Raw genomic sequence first — 25,658 nt, 5'->3', positions numbered from 1 at the left:
TCCATGCGACTGTGGAAAGAGCCGCGCGGCGGGGTGACCGTCATCAGCCTGGACGGCCGGCTCGACAGCGAGACCGCGCCCCAGGTCCAGCAGGACCTGCAGGCGCTCTTCCCCGAGGACGGTCTCGTGGTGCTGGACCTGTCCCGGACCCTGTACATGTCGAGCGCCGGGCTGCGGGTGCTCCTGCTGATCTACCGGCAGGCCCAGCACGGCACGGTACGCCTCGCGCTGACGGGCCTGTCCCCCGAGGTGCGCGCGATCATGGAGGCGACCGGCTTCCTCGGGTTCTTCACCGTGGTCGAGTCGGTCGAACAAGGCGTGGAGGCGTTGACCGTATGACCGTCCTGGAGCCGATCGACGCCTACCCCACGCAGCGGATCGCCGGATACCCCGTGCGCGCTGGGCGGTCGCTGCCGTTCGGCGCCACGCGGGTGCCCGGGGGTGTCAACTTCTCGGTCTTCTCCAACCACGCCACCTCGGTGACGCTGGTGCTCTACCGGGAGGGCGAGCCCGAGCCGATGGCCGAGCTGCCCTTCCCGGAGTCGTTCCGGGTGGGCAGCGTCCACGCGATGACCGTGTTCGGCCTCGATGTCGAGCGCCTGGAGTACGGCTATCGCGTGGACGGCCCCCGCCGGCCGTGGGAGGGCCACCGCTTCGACCCGGACCTCGTGCTCAGCGACCCGTACGCCAGGATGCTGACCGGTCACGGCCCCTACCGGCACAGGTCGCGGGTGACGCTCGACGACTTCGACTGGGAGGACGACCGCCCGCCGCACCTGCCGCACGAGGACCTGGTGATCTACGAGCTGCACGTGCGCGGTTTCACCGGGCACCCCTCCTCCGGGGTCGCGGCGCCCGGCACGTACGCGGGGCTCGTGGAGAAGATCCCGTACCTGCGGGAGCTGGGGGTCAACTGCGTCGAGCTGATGCCGGTGTTCGAGTTCGACGAGACCGACAACGTGTTCACCGGGGTCAACTACTGGGGCTACAGCCCCATCGGGTTCTTCGCCCCCAAGGCGTCCTACGCGGCCACCGGCCGGGACCACATGCAGGTCGACGAGTTCAAGCACCTGGTCAAGGAGCTGCACCGGGCGGGCATCGAGGTGCTGCTCGACGTGGTGTTCAACCACACCGCGGAGGGCGACGAGCGCGGGCCGGTGATCAGCTTCAAGGGGCTGGACAACGCCACCTACTACATGCTCACCCCCGACGGGCACTACTACAACTTCAGCGGCACGGGCAACACGCTCAACTGCAACCATCCGGTGGTGCGCGGGTTCGTGCTGGACTGCCTGCGCTACTGGGCGGCCGAGTGCCACGTCGACGGCTTCAGGTTCGACCTGGCGGCGATCCTCGGGCGGGGGTCCGGCGGCGAGCTGCTGCACAACCCGCCCCTGCTGGAGTCGCTGGCGTACGACCCGATCCTGCGCGACCGCAAGCTGATCGCGGAGGCGTGGGACGCCGCCGGGCTCTACCAGGTGGGCAGCTTCCCCCACTACAGCCGCTGGTCGGAGTGGAACGGCCGCTACCGCGACACGGTGCGCAGGTACGTCAAGGGCGATCTCGGCGTCACCGGGGAGCTGGCCACCCGCATGGTCGGCTCGCCCGACATGTACAGCCGGCGGGGCGTCGCGGCCACGGTCAACTTCGTCACCTCGCACGACGGGTTCACGCTGCGGGACCTGGTCTCCTACGACCACAAGCACAACGAGGCCAACGGCGAGGGCAACCGGGACGGCGACGACGCCAACAACTCCTGGAACTGCGGGCACGAGGGCGCGACGGACGACCCGGCGGTGCTGGCGCTGCGCGCCCGGCAGCAGCGCAACGCGCTGCTGCTCCTGCTGGCCAGCCGGGGCGTGCCGATGCTGCTGGCCGGCGACGAGCTCGGCCGCACGCAGCTCGGCAACAACAACGCCTACTGCCACGACGGGCCGCTCACGTGGCTCGACTGGGGGCTGCGGGAGGAGAACGCCGACCTGTTCCGCTTCACCCGGCGCGCCATCGCCTTCCGGCGGGCGCACCCGGTGCTGAGGGGCGGCTCTCCCGGATCGGTCCACTGGCACGGCGTGAGCGCCTGGTCGCCGGACTGGTCGGCGCACTCGCGGGTGCTGGCCGCGCTGTTCGACGGGGGCGGGAGCGACTGCGTCTACGTCGCCGCCAACTCCCACTGGGAGTCGCACACGCTGGAGCTGCCACCCGCGCCGCGCGGGCAGACCTGGCACCTGTTCGCCGACACCGCCGCCGCCCCGCCGATGGACGCCTTCGAGCCGGGCTCGGAACCGCCGCTGGCCAACCAGTCACAGTTGTCCATCGGCCCCAGAAGCGTCGCGATCCTGGTCACGCATTAGGAAAGGGAAGCATGTCATGTCCTTCAGGATGAAGATGAACGTGGAGGGCGACACCGCCACGATCCGGCTGGCGGGCGAGCTCGACGGCAGCTCCGCCCCCGAGCTCAACGAACTGGTGTCGCAGGCCGTGGGGCGGCAGGTGGGCAAGCTGGTGCTGCTCCTCGACGAGCTGACGTACATGTCGTCGGCGGGGGTGCGCTGCCTGGTGTTCGCGCACCAGAAGCTGCCGCGCGGTTCGGAGATCACCTTGGTGGGGACCAAGCCGGAGGTGGCCGAGACGATCCGGCTCACCGGCTTCGACCGCAGCATCGTGATGCAGTGATGCTCGCCTGCCGGCTCAAGATCGATGTCCAGCACGTATCCCTGCCGGGTGTGGTGGCCGACTTCATCGAGGCGCTGGCAGACGGGGCGGGGCTGACCTCCCGCCAGGCGTACTGGCTGCGGCTGGCGACGGACGAGATCACCACGAACATCGCCCAGCACGGCTACCGGGGCGGGGCGGGCGTCGTGGAGCTGTCCGGGGAGATCGAGCGCGACCGGCTGCGGGTCAGCATCGAGGACGACGCGCCGCCGTTCGACCCCGCCGGATACGATCCCGCGCCGCGGCTGGCAGTGCCGCCCGCCCTGCGCGAGGAAGGCGGTTACGGGCTGCTCCTCGCCATGGGGAAGGTGGACGAGTTCCACTACGAGTACGTCGGCGGACGCAACCGCAACACCCTGATCATGCGACTGCTTGGAGGCGCGAATGCCGACGGCCCTGGTGGTTGCCGAGCCGGCTAACCCCATGTCCACGGCGGTGCTCGAACTCGACGGGGCGCTGCGCGAAGAGGGCTTCGAGGTGCAGCTCGCCGTCCCGGACGACCTGGTCCTGCGCCACCCGCACCCCGATCTGCTGCTGATCTCGGCGGCGCTGGGGCTGCAGCGGATGGCGCTGGTCAGCCAGCGGTTCCTGGTGGACGGGCGGATGCCCACGATCGTGGCCTTCCCCGACGACGACATCGCCGCGCTGGAGGAGTGCGTGCGCGGCGGGTTCGACTACGTGACCCGCCCGTTCCTGCCCGGCCTGCTGCGCAGCCGGGCGAACTCCTGCTGGGAACGCTGGCAGCTCAGCACCACGGTGGAGGAGATGGCGGCGCTGGCCAGCCTGCGGGAGTACGAGCGCGAGCTGCGCATCGCCCGCGACATCCAGGCCGGGTTCCTGCCGGAGTCGCTGCCGAGGCTGGACGGCTGGGAGATCGCCGCCAGCTTCCGGCCGGCCCGGCAGGTGGCCGGCGACTTCTACGACGTGTTCACCCTCGTCAACGGGCGCAGGCTGGCGCTGGTGGTGGCCGACGTGTGCGACAAGGGCGTGGGGGCGGCGCTGTTCATGGCGCTGATCAGGACACTGCTGCGGCACACGGCCGAGCACACCGGGTTCGTCCAGGACGTCGGCGACGACGCCACCGCCGTGGCCCTGGACGGCTCGCCGGGAGAGTCCGCGCTGCCCCTGCTGTCGCTGGGGGCGGGGCCGCTGATCCAGGCGGTCGTCGGGACCAACCGCTACATGGCCCGCAACCACATCAAGCAGGCGTATTTCGCGACGATGTTCTTCGGGGTGCTGGACCCGTACTCCGGGGACCTGGTCTACATCAACGGCGGGCACAATCCGCCCGTCGTGGTGCGGGCCGACGGCAGCCAGACGATGCTGCCGCCGACGGGGCCCGCGGTCGGGATCCTGGCCGACAGCTCCTACACCCTGGGTCACGTGCAGCTCGGGCCCGGCGACTCGTTGTTCGCCTACACCGACGGGGTGGTCGAGGCCAGGAACTCCGCCCACGGCCTGTTCGGCACCCCCCGGCTCCAGGAGGTGCTGGCCGGGGCCGGGGCGCACGCCTCCGGCCTGCTCTCGGCGGTCGACGCCTCGGTGCGCACCTTCGTGGGCGCCGCCGAGCAGTCCGACGACATCACCACCCTGGCGCTGAGCCGGAACCCGTCCTGAAAAGGCCCGGCCCGGACCACGGCCGCAGCACGTGGTCCGGGCCTCTCAGGCTGCGACCATGCTTCTCAGGCGGCGACCATCGACATGGCGACGGCGACGTCCCAGCCGGAGGCGGGCTCCCCGCCGTGGAAGCCCTCCGCCAGCAGCGTCGCCTCGTCCGCCCGCCCGGCCAGCAGCAGCGCGTCGATCAGGTACGCCGTCAGATGCGCCGCCAGCCAGGGCGGCCCCGCCTCCGCTCCCCCGGCGGCGAGCGCGAGCGCGCGCCGCAGGTGGAAGACCGCCTCCTCGGGCCGGGTCCGCAGGCGGGCCATGGCCTGCGCCGCGTGCACGAACAGGGCGGTCTCCCTGTCGGTACGCGTGATCGTCCCGACGTCGTCGGCGGCGCGGCCGTTCAACGCCATGATCCAGGCCCGGTAGGCGAGCAACAGCGGCCGCTGCGCCGGCCCGGCGGCCACCGCCGCGCGCAGCAGGAACTCGGCGGCGGCCTCCGGCCGGCCCCGCCCGCAGGCGAGGTTGACCGCGCGGGCGAGCGCCAGATGCGGCGTGCTCTCCACCATTCCCTCGGGCAGCGAGTCCAGGAACGACATGCTGTCGCGCCCCCTGCCGCGCAGCAGCAGCAGGTGCGCCAGCGGCACCGAGACGGTGTGCCCCTCGCCGCACCACGCCGCCGCCTTGCACAGCTCGAAGGCCCGGTCGAAGGCCAGCTCCGCCCAGGCGTCCCAGGTGGCCTTCACCAGGTGCGGGGTGGCCGCGGACGGGTCCATCGGCGGCAGCCACTCGGTGGCGCACTGGAACTCCCACCCGGCGGCGCCCCGGGTCAGGCGCTCGGTGAGCCGGCGCCCCACCAGGAAGTCGTGCAGCAGGCGGGGGTTGCCGCCGGTCGCCGAGTGCAGGGCGCCGGCGGTGGCCTGCCGTACGTGGCCGCCGGCCACCTCGGCCAGCAGGGCGGCCACCTCCTCGATCGTGAGCGGCGGCACGTCGACCGTGTACGCGCCCGGCTCGAACCGCAGGCAGTCCACCGGGTCGGGGCGCCGCGCCGCGGGCCCGGACAGCGTCGTGACCAGCACCCTGGCCCCCGGGCTCCCGCCCGCGGCCGAGCGCAGCGCCATCAGGCTCTCGTCCTCGCTGACCTGCGCGTCGTCCATGACGAGCAGCAGCGGACGGTCCCCGGCGGCCGCCCCGACGCGGGCGGCGACCTCGCCGGGACCGTCCGCGGGCCGCAGCCGGACGATCTCGTAGCGCGCCGCCTCGGACGAGGCGAGCACGCGCTCCACCAGCCGGCTGCGGCCGGAGCCCGGCTCCCCGGCCAGGACAATCGGGCCTGCGCCGGAAGCCCCGAGGGCTGACCGAATCGCGGCGATCTGGTCGCTCCGGTCGATGAAATGCCACTTCATCTGGATAATCCCCTTAATTGAATGGACAAATTCATGCTTTGGGAACAATGCCGTAACGTCAATGCCGAAATGACGCAATCCGGCTAGAGGTGACAAATATTCTGTGAGGCTTCTAGACTCAGCCTTGCGATCCTGATCTGCTGACGCGGTGGAGGCACACACGGGGGGTTCTGTGTCAGGCGACGGGTGGAGCCGGGACGAGCTCGCACGATTCCTGCGGAGCAGGCGCGCACGGGTCACGCCGGGGCAGGTGGGCTTCCCCGAAGGGGGACGCAGGACGAAGGGGCTGCGGCGCGAGGAGGTGGCGGTGCTCGCCGGCCTCAGCCCGACCTGGTACACCTACCTTGAGCAGGGGCGTGACATCAGGCCCTCCATCCAGGTGCTCGACAGCCTGGCCCGGGTGCTCGACCTCAGCGAGGACGAGCGCCGCTACATGCACACGCTGGTCCACGGCCAGGTCGTCAACCCGCAGCCGCTCGAAGGGCAGACGTGGTCGGGCGACGTGATGGGCCCGCTGGTGAGCCTCATGAGCGCCAGCGACTATCCGGTCTACGCCACCGACATCCACTGCGACCTGACCGCCTGGAACGACGCCGCCGCCGAGTGGTACGACGACTGGGGCAGCTACACGCCCGAGCACCGCAACATGCTGCGCTGGCTGCTGGTCTCGCCCAGGGCGAAGGAGCGGCTGCCCGACTGGGAGCGCGTCACCTGCGACGTCATCGCCCGGTGGCGCTCGGAGCTGGCCAGATGGCCGCACGACGAGCGGCTGACCGCGAAGATCACCGAGTTCTCCCAGCTGAGCCCGCTGTTCGCCGGCCTGTGGCGCAGGCACGAGGTGCAGGAGCACCGCAGCCTCACGCGCCGCTTCCGGCATCCGCGGCTGGGCCTGCAGACCCTGCGCATGGCGCTCATGATCACCCCGGACGAGCCGCTGGTCGGGCTCGTGATCCATTTTCCGATGCGCGCGAGCGAATAATGCCGTTTTCGCCGTCCCGGTATTTCGTCATCTGTTAATTGACACCTACGTGGGCGAGCCGGACCTTAGGTGATGTCGTTCGGCCAACCAACAAGGGCGCCCGGCATCGTCGAATTCATGATGACCCGGGCGCGGACGGGAACGGGGCCCCATGCACATCAACAGCGGGCGAGATCCCATCGCCATCGTCGGCGCCGCCTGCCGGTTGCCCGGTGCGCAGAGCCCGGCCGACCTCTGGCAGATCGTCAGCGGGGGCCGGGACATGATCGGCGTGATTCCCCAGGACAGATTCGACATCGACACCACCTCCGGCCGCCGCCGGCCCGATGTGCTGCGGGGCGCGGGCGGCTACCTGGACGACATCGCGGGGTTCGACGCGCGCTTCTTCGGCGTCACGCCGTTCGAGGCCCTGCGGATGGACCCGCAGCAGCGGTTGCTGCTCGAGGTCACCTGGGAGGCGCTCGACGACGCGGGCATCCCGGCCGAGAGCCTGGCCGGGAGCGACACCGGCGTCTACACGAGCCTGCTGCCCTCGGGGTACTGGGACCTGCTGCGCCGCTCGGGGATGTACGACATGCACGCCGCGCTCGGGGCGGCCGTCAGCGGCATCTTCCCCGGCCGCGTCTCCACCCTGCTCGACCTGCGCGGTCCCAGCATGGGCGTGGAGGCGGCCTGCGCGACGTCGCTGCTGGCGGTGCACGTGGCCTGCCGGGCGCTGTGGGCCGGCGAGATCGACCTGGCCATCGTCGGCGGCGCGAACCTGCAGATCGTGCCGGACCTGTATTTCGCGCTCGCGGACGCCGGGGTGCTGTCCAGCTCGGGCCGGTGCAAGTTCGGCGACGTGTCGGGGGACGGGTACGTGCGCAGCGAGGGCCTGGTGGCCCTGATACTCAAGCCGCTCTCGCGGGCCCTCGCGGACGGCGAGCACCCGTACGCGACGATCCTGGGCAGCGCCGCCACCCACGACGGCCGCACCGGCGGCTCGCTCGTCTCCCCCGGGCTGGAGGGGCACGAGACGATGCTGCGCAAGGCCTATCTCGACGCCGGGGTCTCCCCCGGCGAGGTCGACTACGTCGAGGCCCACGGGCCCGGCACCCCCGCCGGCGACCCGACCGAGCTGGCCGCGCTGGACCTGGTCCTGCGGGAGGGCCGGGACCCCGAGCGGCGCTGCCTGGTCGGGTCGCTCAAGTCCAACATCGGCCACACCGAGTTCACCTCGGGGATGGCGGGGCTGCTCAAGACGGCCCTGGCGCTGCGGCACCGGACCATACCCGCGACGCTGCACGTGGTGGAGCCGCACGCCGTCCTGCGGAATCCGGCCGCGGCCGTCGAGCTCGCGCTGCTCACCCAGGACTGGCCGGACCGGGGGACGCCGGCCCTGGCGGGCGTCAACTCCTTCGGCATGTCGGGGACCAACGTCCATCTCGTGCTCTCCGAGGCGCCGCAGGTGGCGCGGCCCCGGCGCGGCCGGGCCCGGCCCAGCTACGTCCTGCCCCTGTCGGCGCGGGACCCGAGGGCGCTGGACGAGCTCGCGGGCGCGTACGCCGACCTGCTCGACGGGGTGGACGAAGAGGCGGGCCCCGGCCTCCACGACGTGTGCTTCAGCGCGGGCGCCCGGCGCACGCACCACGAGTACCGGCTGGCCGCGGTCGGCGACGACGCGCGCTCGCTGGCCGCGTCCCTGCGGGAGTTCCGGGCGAACGGGCGGGGTGACGGGCGGTCGGTCCACGGCGGCGAGCGCCGCGCGGCCAGGCGGCCGAAGGTGGTGTTCGTCTTCCCCGGCCAGGGCGGCCAGTGGGCGGGCATGGGCAGGCAGCTGCTGGCCGCCGAGCCGGCCTTCGCCCTGCGCCTGCACGAGTGCGCGCGGGCGGTGGCCGCCGAGCTCGGCTGGTCCCCCGTGGACGCGCTGCTGCGCGGGGAGCGGCTGTCGCGCGTGGACGAGGTGCAGCCGACCCTCTGGGCGATGCAGGTGGCGCTGGCCGCCGTGTGGCGCGAGTGGGGCGTCGAGCCCGACCTGCTCGTCGGCCACAGCATGGGCGAGATCGCCGCGGCGGTCACCGCGGGCGCGCTGAGCGTGGCCGACGGCGCGGCCGTGGTCGCCAGGAGGAGCCGGCTGCTGCGCGAGCTGCGCACGCCCGGCGCCATGTGGGCCGTGGCGCTCGGCGAGGAGGCCGCCCGGCAGGCGATCGGCGCGCACTCCGGCCAGGTGAGCGTGGGGGTGGTCAACAGCCGGCACTCCACGGTCCTGTCCGGCGACCCCGCGCGGCTGGAGCGGATCGTCGGGCCGCTGCGCCGCGACGGCGTCTTCTGCCGCCGCGTGGACGTGGACTACGCCTCGCACGCGCCGCAGGTGGAGCCGGTGCGCGAGGCGCTGCTGGAGGCGCTGTCGAGCGTCAGGCCCGGCCCCTGCGCCGTGCCCATCCACTCCAGCGCCCGGGACCGGGTGATCGACGGCACGGAGCTGGACGCCGGTTACTGGTTCGACAACCTGCGGCTGCCCGTGCGCTTCGCCGCCGCCTGCCAGGCCGCGCTCGCCGACGCCCGGCCCACCGTGTTCATCGAGATGAGCCCGCATCCGGTGCTGCAGACGGCGCTGGAGGAGGAGGTCGAGGCGGCCGGCGCGACCGCGAGCGTGGTGCCCTGCCTGCGCAAGGACGTGCCGGACGCGGCCGCCCTCAGCGCCGCGCTCGGCCAGGCGTACGTGCTGGGCTGCCGTCCCCGCTGGGACCGCGTCCACTCCGGGGGCGAGTACGTCCGGCTGCCCGGCTACCCCTGGCAGCGGCGGCGGTTCTGGCCCGGCTCGGCCACGTCCCCCGTCCCTCCCGAGCCCGCCCGCGAGCCGGCCCGCGAGCCGGCCCGGACCGGACGCCCGGATCTGGCGGCCCTCTCGGAGACGGAGCTGACCGCCGTGGTGACCGACCTGGCGTCGCAGGTGCTCGCGGTGCCCGGACACGAGATCGGGATGGACGTGCCGCTCACCCTGCTGGGGCTGGACTCCGTGCTGGCGACCAGGTTCCGCGAGCGGGTGCGGCGCGAGCTGGGCGTCGAGGTGCCGGTCCGCAGCCTGCTCGGGCCGGGCACGCTGCTCGACCTCACCACCGAATTACGCTCGGCGGCCACCGTGTGAGGTGAGGCCGCCGCCGTCGAGACGGGGCTCCGGGTCGTCCGGAGCCTCGTCTCCGCTCTTTTGAAGGTGGCATTCCGACTGCTAGCACTAACTAATTCTTGGGCATTCCAGTCAAGAGCCGGAAGGATACGGGCATGGTGACAGCCGTGTTGGGAACGCTGGCCGGCGCCGCGCTCGTGGCGGCGGTGTGGCTGAGCGTCGTGCTGACCGTGTTCACCCCCCGGGGCAGGCCGAGCCGGCTGGTCCGCGGCGTCCTGCGGGCCTTCGCCGGCCCCATCCTCGCGCTGGCCGGCCGGGTCCCGCCCGCCCTGCGGGAGCCGCTGCTCGACCTGTGCGGGCCGCTGGCCGTCGTCACGGTGGCCGCGATCTGGCTCGGCGTGTCCTCTGCGGGGTTCGCGCTGCTGGAGGGCACCCCGCTGCGCGAGGCCGAGTGGGCGTCCAGGCTGCTGATGGTGGCGGCCATCACGACGTACCTGGGGTATTTCCTGGCCGCCTACGGCCGGCGGGAGCGGCTGGTGGCCAGGCTGGCCGGCAGCGTGTGCAACCCGCGCGACGCCGACACCATGCTCGCGTCCTACCTCAAGACCGGCTCGCGCGACCACCTCGACACCATGTTCGCCGAGTGGACGGTGTGGATGGCCGAGGTGGAGCACTCCCACCTCGCCCATCCCGCGCTCACGTTCCGCCGCCCCGCGGGCGACCTCGACTGGCTCAAGGCCGCGGTCATCGTCCTGGACGTGGCCGCGCTCATCGAGGCGCTCGCGCCGAGCTGGGCTCCGGCGCACACGAAGGCCCTGCTCGCGACCGGGACGCGCTGCATGCACCGGCTGACCCACGGGTTGTGCATCACGCTGCCGCCCATCCCGGTCAGCCTGCAGGGGCGGGAGGAGCGCAACTTCTCCGACACGCTGCTGCTGGCCCACGAGGCGGGGCTGCCGGCCGAGCGCGACCCGGCGGAGGCGTGGACCGTCTTCCAGGACCTGCGCACCGGGTACGCGCCGCACGCCTACGCCATCGAGACCCGGCTCCGTTACGACCGGGTCGAGGAGCCGGACGACGTGGGCGACTGACGCCCGCCGGAGTGTCCGGCCCCTGTCACGGTCTGTCCCGGATAGGCGATGACGCCGCTGAGACCGGCGCCCTCGGCGACGCGTACCTCGTGGCCGAGCGCGGTGAAGCCGTCGATGACGGCCGGCCGCTCCAGCGAGGAGTCCACCCTGGCCATCACGCCCACGTACGCGTCGCTGAGCCGCGCGCCCGGCCCGATGATCGCACCGTCCAGGCAGGCCACCCGTTCCAGGCGGCACCACGGGTGCAGGTCCGCCTCGTCGCCGACATACGAGTCGCGCAGCACGACGCCGGGACCGATCTCGACGTCCCGGCCGATCCACGCGCCGGGGCCCACGTGGACGAGCCCGGCGGCCAGCTTCTCGGCCAGCGTCAGCCCGCTGACCTCGTCGCGGCGGGCCAGCGAGGAGGGATGGATCACGGGCCCGTCCGGCAGCCGCAGGCTCGGGTAGCCGCCGGCCAGGGCCTCGGCCATGGTGATCAGGTAGTCGCGGGGGTTGCCCAGGTCACCCACCTTGGCCAGGGGCGAGCACACGACCCGGTGGCCGCGCGACACCAGCCACGGCAGCAGGTCGCCGCCCCAGTCGAGCGCCCGCCCGGCCAGCGCCGCCAGCTCGTCGGTGGCGCCCAGAGCCCGCAGCCTGGCGCAGTCCACCAGGTAGAGCCCGGCGTTGATGGGCACCCGGTCCAGGTCGGCGGCCACCGCCGCGACGGTCTCCACGGGCGGCTTCTCGATGAAGCGCTGGATCCGGCCGGCGCCGTCCGCGAGCACCAGTCCGTACGTGCCCGCCACCTCCGCCGCCGTCCGATGGGCCAGGCCGACGGTCACCACCGCCCCGCTCGCCAGGTGGTCGCGCGCCAGCGCCGCCAGGTCGAACTCGAACAGCGAGTCGGTCGGGAGCACCAGCGCGTGGCCGAGCAGGCCGTGCTCCTCGATCACGCTGAGCGTCGCCTGCCCCGACCCGGTGTTGAACCGGTCCGTACGCGGCCGCGAATAGCGCACCGAGACCCCGAGCCGCTCGCCGTACCCCAGCGCCTCCTTGACCTGGTAACGATTCTCCCGGCCGTTGGCCGCCACGTGGAAACTCGTTATTCCCTGGTCGCGCAGGGCCGCGACGAGCCATTCGATGACCGGCCGACCGAGAAAAGGGACGGCGGCCTTGCTCCTTATGTGACCGGAACCTTCGAGGGTGAGCGGGCGGGCGCGCAGGCCGCGACCGCCGGCCAGTGCGATGGCGGCAATAGAAGGCATGGCAACCTCCAAGGACAGCGGGCGGTGACTTATTCGTACCATTCGCGCCGGGAATATGGCCCGTTTCGGCCGCCGAACGCCGGGATTTCGTCAGGTCCGCGTCCGGCAAAAGCGCGGCGGTTTCCGTTAAGTCAGGGTGCCGCCGGCGCGGGCCGGATATTTATCGTGGGCCTCCCTGACGTGTCTCGCCAAGGAGGAGACCGTGCGCGCAGCCGTCATCACGCAACTCAACTCCCCGTGGGAGTTCCAGGACCTCCCCGATCCCGAGCCCGGGCCCGGCCAGGTCGTCGTACGCATCCAGGCGTGCGGCATGTGCTTCAGCGACGTGCTGGTCCACCGCGGCCACTGGCCGGTGCGGCTGCCGATCGTGCCGGGGCACGAGCCGGTGGGCGAGGTGGTGGCGCTCGGCCCCGGCGCCACCACCCTGCGGGTGGGCGACCGGGTCGGCGTCTCGTGGATGCAGCGCGGCGAGGGGCGCTGCCTGCAGTGCCAGAGCTGGCATCCGGTGGCCTGTGAGCACACCACGACCTGGATGGACCTGGGCGGCGGCTACGCCGACCTGATGGTGGCCTGGGAGTCGGGGTGCACGCTGCTGCCCGACGGCCTGGACTACACCGACGCGGCGGTGGCCTTCTGCGCCGGCTTCACCTCGATGAGCGGCCTGCGCAACGCCGAGCCCCGGCCGGGCGAGCGCGTCTGCGTGCTGGGCGTCGGCGGGCTCGGGCACATGGCGGTGCAGCTGGCCGCCGCCATCGGCCTGGAGACGGTCGTGCTCACCACCTCGCCCGACAAGGCCGAGTACGCCAAGGAACTGGGCGCCGCGGAGGGCGTCGTGGTCGGCGACGACCCCGGCAAGGCGCTGGCCGACGCCGGCGGCGCCGACATCATCCTGGCCACCACCACCTCGGCGGACCTCGTCGCCCGCGTGCTGTCCGGCCTGCGCTACGGCGGGCGGCTGGTCACGATGGGCGTCACCGGCCCGCTGAAGATCGACGACATGACGACGCTGCTGTTCAAGCAGTGCTCCATCAAGGGCAGCACCCACAACAACCGCTCCGACCTGGTCGAGGTGCTCACGCTGATGGCCGCGGGCAAGGTCCGGCCGCGCGTGGAGACCTACCCGTTCGCCGAGGTCAACGAGGTGCTCAAGCGGGTGGAGGCAGGCCAGGTGCGCTACCGCGCCGTACTCACCCCCAACTGAGGAGGATCCCCGCATGTCCGAGCCCCCGATCGTCATAGCGAACCGGGAGCACCTGTGGTGGCTGCTCAACGAGGCCTCCCAGCTGGAACACATGATCCTGAGCCAGTACCTCTTCGCCGAGGCCAGCCTCAAGAGCGGGACGGAGGACGGCCTGACGGCCGAGCAGGCGGACGCGGTCGCCGGCTGGCGCAAGGTCCTGCACTCCATCGCGGTCGAGGAGATGCTCCACCTGGCCCTGGTGTCCAACCTGCTGGCCGCCATCGGCGCGGCGCCGACCTTCACCCGCCCGAACTTCCCGCAGCGCTCGGGCTACTTCCCGTCGGGCATCCAGCTCGATCTGCTGCCCTTCGGCGAGCAGGCGCTGCGCCACTTCCTGTACCTGGAGCGCCCCGAGGGCATGCAGCTGCAGGACGCCGCGGAGTTCCGGCCGGTGCCGCCCACCCGCGTCCGCCTCGACCCCGCCGACCTCATGCCCAGGGGCCAGGAGTACGCGACGATCGGCCACCTGTACCGCGGGATCGAGGAGGGGCTGCGGGCGCTGTGCGCCGAGCTCGGGGAGCGGGCCGTGTTCGTCGGGTCCCCGAGCGCCCAGGCCACGCCCGAGCTGTTCCGCTGGCCCCAGCTCGTGGCGGTCACGGACCTGAGGTCCGCGTTCACCGCGATCGATCTCATCATCGAGCAGGGCGAGGGCGCGCGCGGCGACTGGCAGCAGGCCCACTACGGGCGCTTCCTGGCGGTGTGGCGGGAGTACGAGGAGCTGCGGGCGCGTGACCCGGGCTTCGAACCGGCGCGACCGGCGCTCGCCGCCTATCTCAAGCAGCCCTACGACATCGTGGAGCCCCAGCCGCTCATCACCGACCCCGGCACCCGCCGGACGGCCGAGCTGGCGGCGGTGGCCTACGAGCTGGTGCTGCACCTGCTGACCAGGTTCTTCACCCACACCGACGAGAGCGAGGAGCAGCTCGGCCTGCTCGTCGGCACGTCGATCAGCATGATGGCCGACGTGCTGCGGCCACTCTCCACCGCCATGACCACCCTGCCCGTCGGCCCCGAGCACCCTGGCCGCACGGCGGGCTTCGCGTTCGAGATGTACTACGCCATGAGCAACTTCGTGCCCTCGCGCGAGCCCTCCTGGGCGCTGCTGCACGAGCGCATGAGAGTGCTCGTGGAGCGCTGCAGGGCCGCCGAGAAGGCCGGCGGGCCGGCGTCCGCGGTCGCCGCGGTCGCCGGCGTCCGGGCGGCCGAGCTGGCCGAGCGGGTGCGCGCGCACGTGCCGCCCGCGCTGCTCCCGTCGTAGGACTTCACGAATTACCTCGCGCCGCCCGGCCGACTTGCCAATGTACGCCCCGGCTCTTTGACGTCGGCCGGGCCGCCGGAAAAAGAATTGACTCATGCGAGGTGTGATGGAAACCAGCGCCGAATTCACGGTCGCCGAACTCTCCGGCCGATGGCGCAGCCCGGTCGCCGCCGAAGTATTCCCGGGAATATTCGGGGTGGACGACTTCTGGCTGCACAGTCCTTTCTGGGCCATTCATTTCAATGCCTACAAGGACCCCGGCTGCGACAGCCGGCTCTTCGAGCTCATCATCACGGGAATGTTCGAGCTCCTCGGCCCCAGCGAACGCACGCCCGGTGCGCGCGACGCCGATTTCTCCCGGACCAAGGTCTGCCTGCGCCTGTTCGACAGCGGGCTCGTCGCCGGCGCCGACGAGGTGAAGGCGGGCGACGGCGACTGGCGGCCCGGCGAGTGGCAGGACGTCTCCCACGGCGGCTGCTCGATCCTGGACCTGCCGGGCGTGGACGAGTGCCCGCGGGAGTACGACCTGCTCGGCCTGGCCCGCTCGCACGGCCGGGACGAGGACCGGCTCTACTTCGGCCAGCGCCACCACGACGACCTCGGCTCGATCTGGACCCGCCGCGCCCCCGGCCTGCTCGACTACTACGTGGTCCGCGTGGTCGGAACTCCGCCCCAGGTCGGGGACGGCGCGGAGTGGGGGCCGGCGGAGTGGACCCACGTCACGAGCTCGTACACCCTCACCCCCGACGATCGGAGACACTCGTGACCACCACCCAAGCCGCAGTCGTCGAATCGCCGGGAGCGGCGTTCACCCTCCGGGACGTCGAGCTGGACGCCCCGCGCCAGGGCGAGATCCTCGTCCGGATGAAGGCCGCCGGCATCTGCCACACCGACCTCACGGTGGCGGCGGGGCACATCCCGTTCCCGCTGCCGGGCGTGCTCGGGCACGAGGGGGCCGGCGTCGTGGAGGAGACGGGCCCGGGCGTGACCAAGGTCAAGCCGGGCGACCACGTCGTCCTCACCTTCACCTCGTGCGGGAGCTGCGCCTCCTGCCGGATCGGCCACCCCGCCTACTGCACCACGTGGATCCCCCAGAACCTCATCGGCGGCAAGCGGCCCGACGGCAGCTCGCCGATCAGCAGGGGCGGGGTCGCGCTCGGCGGGCGGTTCTTCGGCCAGTCGTCGTTCGCCCGCCACTCCATCGCCGACGAGCGCAGCGTCGTCAAGGTCGATCCGGACCTGCCGTTCGAGCTGCTGGCCCCGCTGGCCTGCAGCGTCCAGACCGGCACCGGCGCGGTGTGGAACACGCTGCGCCCGGAGCCCGGCACGTCCATCGCGGTGATCGGCACGGGCGCGGTGGGCCTGGCCGCCATCATGGGCGCGGCACTCACCCCGGTCAGCCAGATCATCGCCGTGGGCCGGCAGGCGGCGCAGCTGGAACTGGCCGCCAAGATCGGCGCCACCCACACCGTCGACTCGACCGGCCTCGACCTGGCCGACGAGCTGCGGAAGACCACCGGCGGCGCCGGCGTGGACTACGTGGTCGAGGCGGTGGGCAACCCCGACGTGCTGCGCGCCGGCATCGAGGCGCTCGCCCCGCGCGGCGCGGTGGCCGTCGTGGGCGCCCCGCCGTACGGGGTGGAGGTCTCGGTCGACGTGCACCGGCTGCTGCCGGGGCGGCGGATCCTGGGCGTCTGCGAGGGCGACAGCGACCCCGACCGGCTCATCCCGCTGCTGGCGCGGCTGATCCGCGGCGGCCGGCTGCCCGTGCAGCCGCTCATCAAGGAGTACGACTTCGCCGACATCCAGGCCGCGGCGGACGACTTCAGGTCCGGCAAGAACATCAAGACGATTCTGCGGTTCGACGCGTGAGACGTTTGGAGCCAGGAATGAACACCTTCGAGCTCGGCGACTTCCCGCTCACCTCAGGTGACACGCTGCCCGGCGCGCGGCTGGCGTACCAGACCTTCGGTGAGCTCAACCAGGCCAAGGACAACGTGGTCGTGTTCCCGACCTTCCTCGGCGCCCCCGCCGAGGTGCTCAACGGCTGGATCGGCGAGAACCGCGCGCTCGATCCCCGCACCCACTTCATCGTGCTGCCCGGCCACTTCGGCCTCCCGCCGTCCTCCGCGCCGAGCAACACCCCGTCGCCCTTCCCCGCCGTCACCGTCGCCGACGACGTCATCGCCCAGCAGCGGCTGCTGGAGGAGGTCTTCGGCGTGCGCGAGATCCGGCTGGCGCTCGGCTGGTCGATCGGCGCGATCCAGGTGTACGAGTGGGCGCTGCGCTTCGGCGACCTCGTACGGAGCATCGCCCCCATCGCCGGGGCGCCGACCCCTCCGCCGTGGACCAAGCTCTGGCTGAAGACGGTGGTGGAGGAGCCCATCACCGCGGACCCGAACTACGCCGGGGGCGCCTACACCTCCGCGGCGAGCGTCAGCGGCGGCCTGGCCCGGGTCGCGCACGGCTCGGCGCTGACCGCCCCGCCCCGCACGTTCTACTACGCCGGCGCCGACGTCTGGCGCACCCTGGGCTTCGACAGCGTGGACGCGTTCGTCGAGGGCTTCTGGGAGGGCTTCTGGCTCCCGCAGGACCCCAACGACGTGGTCGCCCAGGCCCGCAAGGCCCGCTCGGCCTGGCCGGGCGCCGAGGGCGAGTCCCTGCGGGAGGTCCTGGGCCGGATCAAGGCGAGGACCACGATCGCCGCCTTCACCGGCGACGCGCTGTTCCCGCCGGACGAGCTCAGACAGTACGCCGAGTGGATCCCCGGCGCGACGTTCCGCCAGATCGACAGCGTCTACGGCCATCTGGCCACGTTCGGGCTGGCCGAGCCCGACGTGAAGGCCATCGACGACGTCATCAGACACGCCCTGGAGAGCTAGCCGTGGCCGAGGCGGAGTTCGTCAGGTTCCTGGAGGCGGCCCGGTCGGATCCCGGCCTGCTGGCCCGCTACTCCCCCATGGACCTGCCCCGGGTCCTGTTCCACGCCCGCAACGACGGGTTCGGTTTCACCGAGGCCGACGCCGAGCGCGTCATCGGCCGGCTGGAGGCGGACGTCGTCATCCACAAGGACAAGGAGCCGTTCGACGGCAGCAGCGCCCTGTGGCGGCACATGTGGGGCATGCGCTACCTCGACTACCTGGTCGACCACGTGGTCGCCCGCTACTCCCGCGAGGAGCTGGCATGAGCGAATCCAACGTCATCGGGTTCCTGCGCGATCTGGCCCAGCGGCCGGACCTGGTCGACCGGCTCAAGGACAAGTCCAAGGACGAGGTCATCGCGGCCGCCGCCGCGGCCGGGCAGCCGTTCACGGCGCAGGAGTTCAACGCGCTGATCTGGGAGCTGGAGGCGCGGCTGGCGGGCGAGCGCGGCGAGGAGTTCAACGAGCGGTTCCCGCTCTGGAGCCTGCTGTGGGGCCGGTACTACCTGGAGTTCCTCGTCTTCGACCTCGTGCCCAGCCTCGACGAGACCGGCCTGCTGGTCGGATTGGAGCACAAGCAATGATGCGAAACGCCCTCTACCTCGGGCGCGAATGGAACGTCGAGCACGACCTGCGGGCGCCGGTGACCGGCGCCGAGCTCAGGTACACCGTGCTCGGCGAGGGCGAGCCCGTGCTGTGCATCCACGGCACCAGCATCGCCGACAGCCTCATCACCCCCATGCGGTTCTATCCCCCGCTGCTGCAGGACTACCAGCTCATCAGCTACTACCGGGCCGGCTACAACGGCAGCACGCTGGACAAGCCCGAGCTGAGCATCGAGGGCGGCGCGCAGCACGTCGCCGAGCTGCTCGACCACCTGGGCATCGAGAAGGCGCACATCATGGCCTTCTCGTTCGGCGGTGTGATCGCCTTCCAGTTCCTGCTGTCGTACCCGGAGCGGGCGCACAGCGCGATCCTGCTGGAGCCGTACCTGCCGCGTGAGGCGCCGGACGCGATCCAGGCCAACATCGACGCCTTCATGAACGCGATGAAGCTGTACGAGACGGGCGACAAGCTCGGCGCGGCGCAGCTCTACATGGAGGCGGTGTGCGGGCCGAGCTTCCTGCCCGCGGTGGAGATGACCGGGCCGCTCGACGTGTGGGACCGCGTCGAGGCGTGCGTCGACACGACCTTCACCGTCGACTTCCCGGCGATCTCGCAGTGGGGCTTCAAGCCGTCGGAGGCCGATCAGCTGGTCTCGCGGAAGCCGGACATGCCGGTGCTGGCGGTCATGGGCCTCGACAGCGAGTCGGTGATGCCGGGCTTCCGCGACGCGCAGCGCTTCCTGATGAACTGGCTGCCCCAGGCGGAGCGGTGCGGCATCCCCAACGCCACGCACGGGCTGCAGAGCATGAACCCGGTGGCCGTGGGCGAGGCCGCCCACACCTTCCTCAAGCGGAACCCGATGTGAGACCCGTGCGCCCCGTCATCCGGCGGGGCGCACGTGGTCTAAGCGAAGCCTCGTCATCCGGCGGGGCGCACGTGGTCTAAGCGAAGCCTCGTCATCCGGCGGGGCGCACGTGTTCTGACCGAAGCCTCGTCATCCGGCGGGGCGCACGTGGTCTAGCCGAAGTCGTAGCCGAGCCGGACCGTCACCGTGAGGGACTGGCGGCCGGGACTGATGGAGGCGCTGGTCTCGGCCGCCGCGGCGGCCAGGGTGAGGGGCTGGGGGCCGCCGCCTCTGACGTCCTCGCTCACCGACACCACCCGGCCCAGCGGGCGCCCGGCCAGCTCGGCGTAGTGGGCGGCCTTGGCGGCGGCGTCGCGGAAGGCCCGGGTGCGCGCCTGCCTCAGCACGCCCGACGGGTCCGACACCTCGAACGCCAGGCCGTTCAGCCGGGCCTCCTCCCCCACCCCGGCGACCGTGTCGATGACGTGGTCGGCCCTGGACAGGTCGCGGACGATCACCTCCACCCCCTGGGCCGCCCGGTAGGCGGCCACCCTCGGGTAGACCTCGTACTCCGGGCCCAGCGACAGCTCCACCGTGCGCACGTCCTGCGCGGCGACGCCCTCCCGGGCCAGGGCCTCGGCCAATCGGGCGGCGGCGGCCCGGACGGCGGTGAAGGCATCGGCGGCGGAGGCCCGGCGGACCTCGACGCCCGCGTGCAGCCGGAGGATGTCGGGTGCGGCCAGGACGGCGCCCTCGCCGACGACGGTGATGTCCACGCCTGCTCCCCTCGAACGGGTCCCGCATCGATCTTAGATCGCCCGGCGTCATCCCGCCCGGCCGATGCCCGGCGCGCCCAGGACGGCCTCCGCGACCGCCCCGGGCTGCTCGATCTGGATCTGGTGCCCGCATTCCGGCAGGCGTACGAGCGTGGCGGACAGCGCCCCGGCCAGCCGCCCGTGGCCCAGGTCCCGCCCGCCGGCGCTGATCACGGTGACCGGCACGCCCGGGAACGGCATCTCCTCCCGCACCCGCAGCAGGTCGGCGACCATGTCGCGGCGGGCCAGCCACTCCCCCGCCGCCGCGGCGAGCACCTTGCCCGTGCGGTAGACGCCGTACGGGTCGGGCACGCCGACGAGCAGCCGGTGGGCGGCGGGCCCGGCCAGGCGGGCCACGGCGGTCGCGCCCCACGTGCCGCCCAGGACGGGCAGCCACCGGCCGGCGCTCCTGGCCGACGCCGACGGCTTGCACTCCGTGACGGGAGCCGGATCCACCAGGACGAGCCTGGCCACGCGCAGCGGGTGCAGCCTGGCGAACGCCTCCGCGTGCCAGCAGGCCACGCCGTGGGCGACGACGGTCACCTGCTCGGGATGGGACGGGGCCAGCGCGGCCAGGCGGGCCACCTCGGTGAACAGGGTGGGCGGGGCGGTCGCGTGCGGGCTGAGGCCCAGGCCGCAGCGGTCGAAGCGGATGACGTGACGGGTCCCGGCCAGCAGCCCGGCCACCGCGCCCCAGTGGAACCAGGCGCCCCCGAGCTCGGCCGTGATCAGCACGACGGGCCCGGCGCCCTGCTCGACCACGTGCGGCCCGGCGTATCCGCCTTCGTGATCGAGCGCCTCCGCCGTGATCGGCGGGACGGGCGGGTCGTCGGTGATCAGCAGGTGGACGGCCACGTACACCAGCCAAACGGCGAACAGCGTGAGCTGCGCCCGGTGGGCGAGCCCCACCCCGTGCCGGTCGGCCAGCGCGCCGGCGGTGAGCAGCGTGGCCGCCAGCCCCAGCCAGGTGAACAGCCACGACACCCACGACCGCCAGCGCGCGCTGAGCAGCACCATCGCGGCCAGCAGGGCGGCCGTGCCCAGCAACCCGGCCAGCTGGTGCACGTGGTGCGCGGACGACACGGCCCGCCGCCCGCAGTACGGGTCGCTCAGCGCGGCGCAGTCCAGCGGGAACAGCCCGGCCGCGAACGTGAACCCCCCGAACGCCGCCAGCGCCAGCCACGCCTGCCACTCGCGGGCCACCCTGGGCACCAGCGCCACCCCGGCCGCGCAGGCCAGCCCCGCCAGCGCGTCGCTGGTGCGGAACAGCCGCGTCCACGGCTGGTCGCGGGCGGCCAGCTCGCTGACGTACCCGTCGGTCCTGTCGACCTCCGGCGTGGTGAACTGGCCGGTGATCCACGCACTGCCCAGCACGGCCGCCACGATGAACGCGGAAGCCGCGAGGACGTACAACCTTCGCTCCACGTGATCATTAGATCACTCAGGGTGTCCGGTTACAGGCCGGGCGCGCCCCAGACCGGGAACCATCGGCCGAGATCCTTCTCCAGCGGCACCTCGCCCTCCAGGGCGCCCCTGACCTGCAGTTCGAGCGCGTTGTCGCGCCTCTGCGCGTCGAGCGGGGCGAACGGGTAGAAGGTCCCGCGCTTGTACAGGTACACGACGGCCAGCCCGCGGCCGTCGGCTTCGGAGCGGAACGACACCAGCGAGCACAGCAGCGACGGCCCGAACCCGGCCGACTCCAGCGAGGAGTTGACGGCGTGCAACTCGGTGACCAGGTCGCCGAGCGCGTCGGGCGAGCGGCGCACCAGAAGCCAGGTGTAGCCGTAGGAGTCGCGCGACTCCTCGACGCGCTCGCCGAGCAGCTCCTTGACGTCGCGTTCCAGCGTGGCGAACGCGCCGCCCTCGGCGGCCCTGAAGGCCACCGAGCCGAGGCCCGTGGGCACCAGCCCGGTCGCGGCCTGCAGCGTCACGGCCGCCGACGGCAGCGCGAACAGCGCGTCGAGGTTGGGCTTGACCGGCTTCGACCGGCCGAGCAGGGCGTCCAGCCAGCCCATGCCGGGCTCAGCCCCTTCCGAGCTGCCGGGAGATGTCCGACAGCTGTGCCAGCCGCCGTTCGAGCGGCGGGTGGGTGGAGAACAGGTTGGCCAGCGTCTGGCCCGGGGCCGCCGCCGGGGCGAAGTAGAAGGCGTTGAACGGCGCCGCCTCGCGCAGGTCCTGGGTCGGGATCCTGGCCATGTCACCGGTGATCTTGACCAGCGCGCTCGCCAGGGCCGAGGGGCGCTGGGTGAGCAGGGCGCCGGCGCGGTCGGCCGACAGCTCGCGGTAGCGCGACAGGGCGCGGGTGAGCAGGAAGCTGATCGCGTACACGACGACGGAGACGAGCAGGATGATCAGGCCGACGGGCACTCCGCCCTGGTTGCCGTTGCGGCGGCCGCCCAGCCCCGTGAAGAGGGCGAACCTGGTCATGAGCCCGGCCACGACCCCCAGGAACGAGGCGATCGTCATGACGGCGACGTCGCGGTGGGCGACGTGCGACAGCTCGTGCGAGAGAACCCCTTCGAGCTCCTGGGGCTCCAGGCGGCGCAGGATGCCGGTCGTCACGCAGACGACGGCGTTGTTCTGGTTGCGACCGGTGGCGAACGCGTTGGGGACGTCGGAATCCGCGATCGCCACCCTCGGTTTGGGCATGTCGGCGAGCGCGCACAGCCGGTCGATCAGGCCGTGCAGCTCGGGAGCCTCCTGCGGCGAGACCTCCCGGCCGTGCATCGCGAACAGCGCGATGCGGTCGGACAGGAAGTACTGCACGAACAGCAGGCCCCCGGCAATCACCAGCACGGTCAGCGCCTGTACGCCCACGGCGATCAGGACGCCGACGAACACGACGTAGAGCAGCCCGAGCAGGAACATCGTCACGACCATGCGCGTGGTCAGCCCACGGTCGGACGCGAACCGCGTACCCACGGCTCAGCCCGGGATGAGGCCCTGGTCGCCCAGCATCTCCCGGACCTCCTCGATCGAGGCGTCCGCGGGGGGAAGGATCAGCTCTGACGGCTCAAGGCTGTCGTCGGGAAGCGCCTTGCCCACCTGGCGCACCTTGTCGAGCAACGCGTGCAGCTTCGTACGGAAGATCGGCTCGTCGCCGACCTCGATGGCCGCCTCGAGCTCGGTGTCGAGCTCGTTGAGCACCGCGATGTCGTCGGCGGAGATCTGTACCTGGCCCTCGCCCATGATCCTGACAATCATGCCGGCTCCCCAGGCTGACGGAGCTGCTGGGTCCCGCCGTGCTGCTGCGGCTGCGCCTGGGGCTGGGCCTGCTGCTGCGGCTGGCCCTGCTCGATGGCGCTCTTGGGCGCGGGGCCCTGGCCCAGCTCGGCCTTCATCCTGGCCAGCTCCAGCTCGACGTCCATGCCGCCGCCCATGCGGTCGAGCTCGGCCTGGATGTCGTCGCCGCGGCTGCCGGTGTAGTCGTCGAGCGCGCCGCTGGCCAGCAGCTCGTCGATCGCCCCGGCGCGGGCCTGCATCTGCGCCGTCTTGTCCTCGGCGCGCTGGATCGCCAGGCCGACGTCGCCCATCTCCTCGGAGATGCCGGAGAAGGCCTCGTTGATCCGGGTCTGCGCCTCGGCGGCGGTGTAGGTGGCCTTGATCGTCTCCTTCTTCGTACGGAAGGCGTCGACCTTGGCCTGCAGCCGCTGGGAAGCCGTGGTGAGCTTCTCCTCCTCGGCCTGCAGGTTGTCGTGCTGCAGCTTCAGGTCGGCCATCTGCGTCTGCAGATTGGAGCGACGCTGCAGCGCCTCGCGGGCGAGGTCCTCGCGCCCGACGGACAGCGCCTTGCGGCCCTGCTCCTCAAGGCGCTGGGCCTGCTTCTCGAGGCCGGTTATCTGGAGCTCGACCCGCTTACGCGACGTGGCGACGTCGGCCACACCCCGGCGCACCTTCTGCAGCAGCTCGAGCTGCCGCTGATAGGAGTAGTCAAGGGTCTCGCGCGGATCCTCCATCTTGTCCAAGGCCTTGTTGGCCTTGGACTTGAAGATCATCGAAAGTCTCTTCATCACGCTCATGCGCGTCGGCCGTCCCCTTCTAGGTCGTGCTGGTGTTCACCCAATGCAGCGCAGCCGCCTTGGGATTACCCTACGCATAACGCACGAGGGCGTCACTAAGTTGCAGTCCAGGTAGGGTTGACGTCGTGTTGCGACGCCGTTCCCAAACCTCCGTGGACGACACCCCCGTCCCCGATGACGATCCTAAGCCCCAGGGTAAAGGTCGTCCCACTCCCAAGCGCCGTGATCAGGAGAGCAAACGGCGCCAGCCGGTCCATGCTCCGAAGGACCGTAAAGAGGCCTATCGGCAGATGCGGACCAAGCAGGCCGCCGAGCGCGACAGGGCCCGTCAGGGCATGCTCGCAGGTGACGAGCGGTATTTTCCTGCTCGTGACAAGGGTCCAGCGCGCAAGTTCGCGCGTGAGTGGGTCGATTCCCGCCGGTTGCCGAGCCAGTATTTCCTGCCGTTCTCGCTACTGATCCTGCTGGCGACGTGGATTCCGTGGCCCATGTCGATCCGCGCCGCGGTGCTGGGATACACGGTCACCATCGGCTGGCCGATCATGATGATCGGCGTGCTGTTCACCTCCGTCTACGTGGCGTGGAAGGTCAAGCGCCTGGTGGCGGAGAAGCTGCCCCAGGAGAGCACCCGGGGCGTGGGCTTCTACGCGGCGATGCGGGCGCTGCAGATCCGCAAGCTGCGCTTCCCGCCGCCCGCGGTGCTGCCGGGCGGCAAGCCGGTGCCCAAGAAGTAGCCCTCCCCGGCCTCCGGGGACGGCTCGCTCACCGAGCGTCGGACCAGCGGAGCAGGCCGCCCTTGACCGTGGCCCGCGCCCCGAACACGGGGCGGCCCTGCTCCAGCGCGTCCGCCAGGTCGCGCAGCATCGCGTGGTACGACGGCCAGATCGGCTCCGGCCGCACCATCGAGGCCACCACGTGGCCGGTGTCCGCGTCGACCTCGGTCAGGGTGCCGACGCGGATCAACCGGCTCATCGGGTCGCCCCTGCCGACCCGCAGGGCACAGTCCTCCCGCCACTGGTCACGGATCTCGCGCACGCCGCGCACCTGCTCTTCGCCGAAGCTGAAGCGGGCCGCGAGCGGGCCTGACATGCCGTTGTGGCGCAGCAGCGAGGCCCTCAGGTCGTCGGGGAACTCCAGGCCCGTCTGGGCCTCGGCCAGCGCGACGGTGCCGGCCCTGCCGGGGGCGCCCAGCGAGGCGTACGTCCGGGGCGCATGCTCCCGCAGCCACCGCTCGATGCGCCGCCACTGCCGGTTGACCGCCGCCCGCACGCGCGGGCTGATCGGGCGTACCGTCACCGGGCCGCTCAGCATGCACGCGGCCGGGATGCCCGGCAGCGCCGAGGCCGTGGCGGCCGGCGTGGGCGCGACCGCAGTGGCCGTCGGCGCGACAGCACTGGCCGTCGGCGCGACCGCAGTGGCCTCCGGCGTCGGCTCGACAGGAGTGGCAGCCGGCGTCGGCTCGACGGGCGTGGGCGTGGGCGTGGGGGCCGGGCTCTTTCCGGTGGCGCCCATCACCACGGTCATGGCCGACTGCTGAGCCTGGTAGACGGCCGCCCGCGCCTCGGACACCGCCTGCGGCCCCGTGGGGACCATGGCGGCGCCCAGCGTCAGCGCCACCGCCCCCGCGATGACGGCCCACACCAGGCCCATCCGCGTACGTCCGGCCGCTCGCGGGGCCGGGGGCGCGGGCGGCTGGACGGGCATCCGGGCGCGGCGGCGCAGCCGTACCCCGATCGCGGTCAGGATGGCCGCCGTCAGCGCCAGCCGTACGAGCTTCAGCACGTCGCGCACCCTATCCCGAAACCAA

At 72.2% G+C, this 25,658-nt stretch carries 26 protein-coding genes; 17 read left to right on the top strand and 9 right to left on the bottom strand.

The genetic code is table 11. The annotated features are described in order from the left end of the window. Positions 1-3: 3 nt before the first annotated feature. From H4W80_RS53610 to H4W80_RS53590, 5 genes are read left to right on the top strand one after another with little or no spacing between them, the layout of a single operon-like run. Positions 4-339, top strand: coding sequence for an STAS domain-containing protein (locus H4W80_RS53610; RefSeq protein WP_192792102.1), 336 nt, complete (start codon positions 4-6; stop codon positions 337-339). Beyond that, the gene (locus H4W80_RS53605; RefSeq protein WP_225964181.1) at positions 336-2,351 is read left to right on the top strand and encodes a glycogen debranching protein; all 2,016 of its coding nucleotides are present in this window, start codon (positions 336-338) and stop codon (positions 2,349-2,351) included. The genes H4W80_RS53610 and H4W80_RS53605 overlap by 4 nt, the downstream gene beginning before the upstream one ends. A gap of 16 nt (positions 2,352-2,367) precedes the next feature. Next, positions 2,368-2,673 (top strand): anti-sigma factor antagonist, encoded by a 306-nt coding sequence (locus H4W80_RS53600; RefSeq protein WP_192792101.1) that lies wholly within the window; start codon positions 2,368-2,370, stop codon positions 2,671-2,673. After that, positions 2,673-3,131 (top strand): ATP-binding protein, encoded by a 459-nt coding sequence (locus H4W80_RS53595; RefSeq protein ID WP_225966262.1) that lies wholly within the window; start codon positions 2,673-2,675, stop codon positions 3,129-3,131. Before H4W80_RS53600 ends, H4W80_RS53595 begins: the two co-directional genes overlap by 1 nt. Next, positions 3,097-4,329, top strand: a complete 1,233-nt coding sequence (locus tag H4W80_RS53590) for a PP2C family protein-serine/threonine phosphatase (RefSeq protein ID WP_192792099.1) — start codon at positions 3,097-3,099, stop codon at positions 4,327-4,329. Before H4W80_RS53595 ends, H4W80_RS53590 begins: the two co-directional genes overlap by 35 nt. Positions 4,330-4,394: 65 nt before the next feature. Here the strand turns inward: H4W80_RS53590 and H4W80_RS53585 are convergent, their stop codons facing one another. Further along, the gene (locus H4W80_RS53585) at positions 4,395-5,723 is read right to left on the bottom strand and encodes a P-loop NTPase family protein (protein ID WP_192792098.1); all 1,329 of its coding nucleotides are present in this window, start codon (positions 5,721-5,723) and stop codon (positions 4,395-4,397) included. 172 nt (positions 5,724-5,895) lie between these two features. Between H4W80_RS53585 and H4W80_RS64160 the strand changes: the two genes are divergently transcribed. From H4W80_RS64160 to H4W80_RS53570, 3 genes are all read left to right on the top strand, one after another. Further along, positions 5,896-6,702 carry a helix-turn-helix transcriptional regulator gene (locus tag H4W80_RS64160; RefSeq protein ID WP_192792097.1) on the top strand — a complete coding sequence of 269 codons (807 nt, stop codon included), beginning with the start codon at positions 5,896-5,898 and terminating at the stop codon, positions 6,700-6,702. Between the two features lie 151 nt (positions 6,703-6,853). Then, entirely contained in the window at positions 6,854-9,829 is a 2,976-nt protein-coding gene (locus tag H4W80_RS53575) for a type I polyketide synthase (RefSeq protein WP_192792096.1), read from the top strand. A 134-nt stretch (positions 9,830-9,963) separates the two neighbouring features. Then, positions 9,964-10,899: a hypothetical protein gene (locus H4W80_RS53570; RefSeq protein ID WP_192792095.1), complete on the top strand. Its 936-nt coding sequence runs from the start codon at positions 9,964-9,966 to the stop codon at positions 10,897-10,899. On the opposite strand, the gene H4W80_RS53565 is transcribed toward H4W80_RS53570, so the two are convergent. Further along, positions 10,860-12,149 carry a nucleotidyltransferase family protein gene (locus H4W80_RS53565; protein ID WP_192792094.1) on the bottom strand — a complete coding sequence of 430 codons (1,290 nt, stop codon included), beginning with the start codon at positions 12,147-12,149 and terminating at the stop codon, positions 10,860-10,862. The genes H4W80_RS53570 and H4W80_RS53565 overlap by 40 nt on opposite strands. Before the next feature lie 202 nt (positions 12,150-12,351). Here H4W80_RS53565 and H4W80_RS53560 point away from each other — a divergent pair, with 202 nt between their 5' ends. From H4W80_RS53560 to H4W80_RS53530, 8 genes are all read left to right on the top strand, one after another. Then, positions 12,352-13,350: an alcohol dehydrogenase catalytic domain-containing protein gene (locus H4W80_RS53560; protein WP_192792093.1), complete on the top strand. Its 999-nt coding sequence runs from the start codon at positions 12,352-12,354 to the stop codon at positions 13,348-13,350. A 13-nt stretch (positions 13,351-13,363) separates the two neighbouring features. Then, on the top strand, positions 13,364-14,647 hold the full coding sequence (locus H4W80_RS53555; protein ID WP_192792092.1) for a ferritin-like domain-containing protein: 1,284 nt from the start codon (positions 13,364-13,366) through the stop codon (positions 14,645-14,647). A gap of 106 nt (positions 14,648-14,753) precedes the next feature. Beyond that, positions 14,754-15,413 carry a hypothetical protein gene (locus tag H4W80_RS62125; protein ID WP_225964180.1) on the top strand — a complete coding sequence of 220 codons (660 nt, stop codon included), beginning with the start codon at positions 14,754-14,756 and terminating at the stop codon, positions 15,411-15,413. Beyond that, positions 15,410-16,519, top strand: a complete 1,110-nt coding sequence (locus H4W80_RS62120) for an NAD(P)-dependent alcohol dehydrogenase (protein ID WP_318787501.1) — start codon at positions 15,410-15,412, stop codon at positions 16,517-16,519. Before H4W80_RS62125 ends, H4W80_RS62120 begins: the two co-directional genes overlap by 4 nt. 17 nt (positions 16,520-16,536) lie before the next feature. Then, the gene (locus H4W80_RS53545; protein WP_192792090.1) at positions 16,537-17,529 is read left to right on the top strand and encodes an alpha/beta fold hydrolase; all 993 of its coding nucleotides are present in this window, start codon (positions 16,537-16,539) and stop codon (positions 17,527-17,529) included. Positions 17,530-17,531: 2 nt separating this feature from the next. Then, a complete protein-coding gene (locus H4W80_RS53540; RefSeq protein WP_192792089.1) occupies positions 17,532-17,834 on the top strand; it encodes a Nif11-like leader peptide family natural product precursor in 303 nt (100 codons plus the stop codon). Beyond that, positions 17,831-18,151, top strand: coding sequence for a Nif11 family protein (locus tag H4W80_RS53535; RefSeq protein ID WP_192792088.1), 321 nt, complete (start codon positions 17,831-17,833; stop codon positions 18,149-18,151). The genes H4W80_RS53540 and H4W80_RS53535 overlap by 4 nt, the downstream gene beginning before the upstream one ends. After that, positions 18,148-19,038: an alpha/beta fold hydrolase gene (locus H4W80_RS53530; RefSeq protein WP_225964179.1), complete on the top strand. Its 891-nt coding sequence runs from the start codon at positions 18,148-18,150 to the stop codon at positions 19,036-19,038. The genes H4W80_RS53535 and H4W80_RS53530 overlap by 4 nt, the downstream gene beginning before the upstream one ends. 152 nt (positions 19,039-19,190) lie before the next feature. Here H4W80_RS53530 and H4W80_RS53525 read toward each other — a convergent pair whose 3' ends face one another. The 6 genes from H4W80_RS53525 to H4W80_RS53500 are packed head-to-tail and all read right to left on the bottom strand — an operon-like array spanning position 19,191 to position 23,851. Next, positions 19,191-19,793 (bottom strand): SIMPL domain-containing protein, encoded by a 603-nt coding sequence (locus H4W80_RS53525; RefSeq protein ID WP_192792087.1) that lies wholly within the window; start codon positions 19,791-19,793, stop codon positions 19,191-19,193. Positions 19,794-19,841: 48 nt separating this feature from the next. Next, the gene (locus H4W80_RS53520; RefSeq protein ID WP_192792086.1) at positions 19,842-21,257 is read right to left on the bottom strand and encodes a DUF998 domain-containing protein; all 1,416 of its coding nucleotides are present in this window, start codon (positions 21,255-21,257) and stop codon (positions 19,842-19,844) included. A 29-nt stretch (positions 21,258-21,286) separates the two neighbouring features. Next, the gene (pspAB, locus tag H4W80_RS53515; RefSeq protein WP_192792085.1) at positions 21,287-21,847 is read right to left on the bottom strand and encodes a PspA-associated protein PspAB; all 561 of its coding nucleotides are present in this window, start codon (positions 21,845-21,847) and stop codon (positions 21,287-21,289) included. Positions 21,848-21,854: 7 nt separating this feature from the next. Further along, positions 21,855-22,754 (bottom strand): zinc metalloprotease HtpX, encoded by a 900-nt coding sequence (htpX, locus tag H4W80_RS53510; protein WP_192792084.1) that lies wholly within the window; start codon positions 22,752-22,754, stop codon positions 21,855-21,857. 3 nt (positions 22,755-22,757) lie between these two features. Next, the gene (gene pspAA / locus H4W80_RS53505) at positions 22,758-23,036 is read right to left on the bottom strand and encodes a PspA-associated protein PspAA (protein WP_185072836.1); all 279 of its coding nucleotides are present in this window, start codon (positions 23,034-23,036) and stop codon (positions 22,758-22,760) included. After that, on the bottom strand, positions 23,033-23,851 hold the full coding sequence (locus tag H4W80_RS53500; protein ID WP_192792083.1) for a PspA/IM30 family protein: 819 nt from the start codon (positions 23,849-23,851) through the stop codon (positions 23,033-23,035). Before H4W80_RS53500 ends, pspAA begins: the two co-directional genes overlap by 4 nt. Positions 23,852-24,003: 152 nt before the next feature. Here H4W80_RS53500 and H4W80_RS53495 point away from each other — a divergent pair, with 152 nt between their 5' ends. Then, the gene (locus H4W80_RS53495) at positions 24,004-24,585 is read left to right on the top strand and encodes a DUF3043 domain-containing protein (protein WP_318787500.1); all 582 of its coding nucleotides are present in this window, start codon (positions 24,004-24,006) and stop codon (positions 24,583-24,585) included. 28 nt (positions 24,586-24,613) lie between these two features. Here H4W80_RS53495 and H4W80_RS53490 read toward each other — a convergent pair whose 3' ends face one another. Then, the gene (locus H4W80_RS53490; RefSeq protein WP_192792082.1) at positions 24,614-25,633 is read right to left on the bottom strand and encodes an SMI1/KNR4 family protein; all 1,020 of its coding nucleotides are present in this window, start codon (positions 25,631-25,633) and stop codon (positions 24,614-24,616) included. Positions 25,634-25,658 lie beyond the last annotated feature (25 nt).

The sequence above is a fragment of the Nonomuraea angiospora genome (genome assembly GCF_014873145.1).
GTDB lineage: Bacteria > Actinomycetota > Actinomycetes > Streptosporangiales > Streptosporangiaceae > Nonomuraea > Nonomuraea angiospora.
The sequence above is the reverse complement of the archived record's forward strand: the minus strand, read 5'-3'. Positions and strand labels throughout refer to the sequence as shown.